Below are 3,232 nucleotides of genomic sequence, written 5' to 3' on the forward strand. Positions count from 1 at the left end.
GCTGCGGGATCAGGTCGGCGACGAGCTTGAGCGGCGGGAAGTCGATCCGCCTGGGGCGCGGCGGCGTCACCCGCAGCAGGAACCACAGCGCCGGCAGGCCGATCAGGGCGGCGAGCGCCAGGGGCGCCGCGAAGGTCAGACCGAGCATGGCGGCCTCACTCCGGGCCGCGCGCGGCGATCAGCGTGGCGAGCCGCAGGGCCGCCTCGCTCGCCGGGCGGTCGGTGCGGTGGATGGTGAGCGTCCAGCCCTGCTGGCGGGCGATCGCCTGCAGGGCGGCGCGGTGCTCGGCGATGCGGGCGCGGTAGCGGTCGCCCCAGGCGCCGGCATCGCCGATATCGAGGCTGAGCCCGCCTTCGAGATCGTGCAGCACGGCCTGGCCCGAGAACGGGAAGGTCTCCTCGATCGGATCCACGACCATCAGCAGGTGGCCGCGGCTGCCCCGTCCGGCCAGGGCCTGGATTGCGGTCGCGATCCGGCTCGGATCGGTGAGGAAGTCGCCGATCAGCACGACCTCGTCGAAGCGCGCCGGGCTCGCCCGGGGCGGCAGGTCCTGCTCCAGGCCGGCCTTGTCGGCGACCAGCGCCTGGATCATCCGTTCGACGATGCCCCGCGATGCCGTCGCCCGGGTCAGCCCCAGAAGCCCGACCCGCTCGCCGCCCTCCACGAAGGCGTCGGCGAGCGCGAGCCCGAGGACCAGGGCCCGCTCGACCTTCGACGCCGAGGCCAGGTCGGACGAAAACCCCATCGAGGCGGAGCGGTCCATCCACAGCCAGATATTGTGGGCCGCCTCCCATTCCCGCTCGCGCACGTAGAGCCGGTCGTCCCGGGCCGAGCGGCGCCAGTCGACCCGCGCCGCAGCCTCGCCGGTGACGAAGGGGCGGAACTGCCAGAAGCTCTCGCCCGGACCGGCCCGGCGGCGGCCGTGCAGGCCGTGGGCCAGGAGGCTCGACACCCGCCGCGCCTCCAGCACGAGGCGGGGCATCCTTTCGGAGAGGGCCGTCGCGCCCTCGCTCTCGCGCCTGCCGGGGGTGCGCCGTTCGGAGTCGAGGGCGTGTGTCCCGACCAAGGCTAAAGCTTCTCGGCGAGCTTGCCGATCAAGCCCTCGATCGTCTCGCCGTCGGCGCGGGCGGTGTAGCTGAGCGCCATCCGGTGCTTGAGCACCGGCTCGGCCAGGGCCTTCACGTCGGCCACGGAGGGCGCGACCCGGCCCTCGATCAGGGCCCGGGCGCGGGCCGCGAGCGTCAGCGCCTGGCTGGCGCGGGGGCCGGGACCCCAGAGCAGCTTGTCCTTCACCAGCGGGTCGCCGCCGTCGGGCCGGGCGGCGCGCACGAGGTCGAGGATCGCCTCCACCACGGCCTCGCCCACTGGCAGCCGGCGCACCAGGCGCTGGGCGGTGAGCAACTGGTCGGTGGACATCACGGCATGCGGGCGCACCTCGTCGATGCCGGTGGTCTCGATCAGGATGCGGCGCTCGGCGGCGCGGTCGGGATAGCCGACGTCGATCTCCAGCAGGAACCGGTCGAGCTGCGCCTCGGGCAGCGGGTAGGTACCCTCCTGCTCGATCGGGTTCTGGGTGGCGAGCACGTGGAACGGCCGCGGCAGGTCGTGGCGGGCGCCGGCCACCGAGACGTGGCCCTCCTGCATCGCCTGGAGCAGGGCCGATTGCGTCCGCGGGCTCGCCCGGTTGATCTCGTCGGCCATCAGGAGCTGGGTGAAGACCGGCCCCTGCACGAACCGGAACGCCCGGCGGCGCTCGGCATCCTCCTCGAGGATCTCGGTGCCGAGGATGTCGGACGGCATCAGGTCGGGGGTGAACTGTACGCGCCGCGCGTCGAGGCCCAGCACCGTGCCCAGCGTCTCCACCAGCTTGGTCTTGGCGAGACCCGGCAGGCCGACGAGGAGGCCGTGGCCGCCGGCCAGGATCGTCACCAGGGCGAGGTCGACGACCTTCTCCTGGCCGAAGATCACCCCGTGGATCGCGTCCCGGGCCTGACCCACGGCGGCGAGGCAGCTCTCCGCGGTGGCCACGATGCCGTCGTCGAGGCTGGTGGCCGGGCTGATCGCCTGCGTCATGCCGTTGTCCGTCTCCTGTGCAGGGCACCCGAGGCGCCCCGCCGGTCATCCGGTCAATGTGGGGCCGTTCGCACCGGGCTGGCAAGGTCGGGATCGCCGCACGCCGATTCGCGGTCGGATCCGCGAGGCAATGCAACTTCGGGTGCCAGCCTCGGGGGCGCCGCCTCCGGGCAGCCGCGCACCCTTGCGTTTTTGGCGCCGGCCGGTGCCCGGGAGCGAAGTCGTTCGGTCCTCCACCGCTCCCGGGCACGCTTGTTTCAGGATGCGGGTCAGATCTTACCTTCGAGACCCATCGTGTAATACTTGTGCACGATTTTGTCCTGGTTCTCGAGCAGCCAGTCGATCGACGGCTCGTTGGTCATGGCCTTGCGGATCGCCTCGGTCATGCCCTTGCGCTGGATCTCGAAAAGCGCCTTGTGATCCACCGTCTCGGCCTGGATCACGCCGGGGCTGAGCCAGACCGAGCAGATGATGCCGAGGTCATTGGCCTTCTCCTTGGGGATGTAGCCCGCCCGCACGGCGTCGAGCACGCCGTTGGCGATGGCGAACTGCACCGTGCCCATCAGGATCGAGGTGTACTTGCTCTCGGTCACGCTGACCTTGGAGACGCAGAGCGTCACCGGCCGGACCATGATGTCGGTGTTGAGGAGCGCGAAGACGCGGCTGTGGCCGACCACCTGGTCGCCCGTTAGCGTCGCGATCGCGGTGCCGACCGGACCGTCCAGCTCGCCGATGATGACCTCCGGCTCGGACGCGGTGTTCGGCGGGCCGCCCGCCACGAGCGCCTCGCCGGCGCGGAGGATGATGCGTTCACTCATAAAGGTAGGCTCCCTGGGTTGCGGCACGGGGCGGGGGCGGCCGCTGCGGCCGTGCCGACTGGATCGACGGCGCCCCCTCTAGCACGCGCTCCGGCATCCGTCGGCTCCGCCGCGATGCCGCTGCCGGCTCGGTGAACCTGTCCTGGCCCAACCTGTCCTGGCCCTTGGCGCGGGCGAGCCGGACCAGTAGGAAGGCGCGCGAGGCCGGGGCGACCGGCTGAACCTCCTGATGTCTCTCGCGGATTGCGGCGTAGGCAGCACAGCGGGCCTCCCGCGTATCCGGTACACACCATGCGCCTTCGAGATGTGTTCGTCGCCGGGCCCGCGCGGTCCCTCACGC

General features: G+C 71.9%; 4 protein-coding genes. All 4 read right to left on the reverse strand.

The annotated features are described in order from the left end of the window. Window positions 1–148 (reverse strand): BatA domain-containing protein (locus FV228_RS24530; protein WP_147856946.1); only part of this gene is annotated, 148 nt, incomplete at its 3' end. 7 nt (window positions 149–155) lie between these two features. Next, window positions 156–1,067 carry a DUF58 domain-containing protein gene (locus FV228_RS24535; protein WP_147856947.1) on the reverse strand — a complete coding sequence of 304 codons (912 nt, stop codon included), beginning with the start codon at window positions 1,065–1,067 and terminating at the stop codon, window positions 156–158. A 2-nt stretch (window positions 1,068–1,069) separates the two neighbouring features. Further along, window positions 1,070–2,074, reverse strand: a complete 1,005-nt coding sequence (locus tag FV228_RS24540; RefSeq protein ID WP_147856948.1) for a MoxR family ATPase — start codon at window positions 2,072–2,074, stop codon at window positions 1,070–1,072. 269 nt (window positions 2,075–2,343) lie between these two features. Then, window positions 2,344–2,892 carry a formaldehyde-activating enzyme gene (locus tag FV228_RS24545; RefSeq protein ID WP_058192649.1) on the reverse strand — a complete coding sequence of 183 codons (549 nt, stop codon included), beginning with the start codon at window positions 2,890–2,892 and terminating at the stop codon, window positions 2,344–2,346. Window positions 2,893–3,232: the final 340 nt, after the last annotated feature.

It is taken from the genome of Methylobacterium sp. WL18 (genome assembly GCF_008040015.1).
GTDB classification, from domain to species: domain Bacteria; phylum Pseudomonadota; class Alphaproteobacteria; order Rhizobiales; family Beijerinckiaceae; genus Methylobacterium; species Methylobacterium mesophilicum.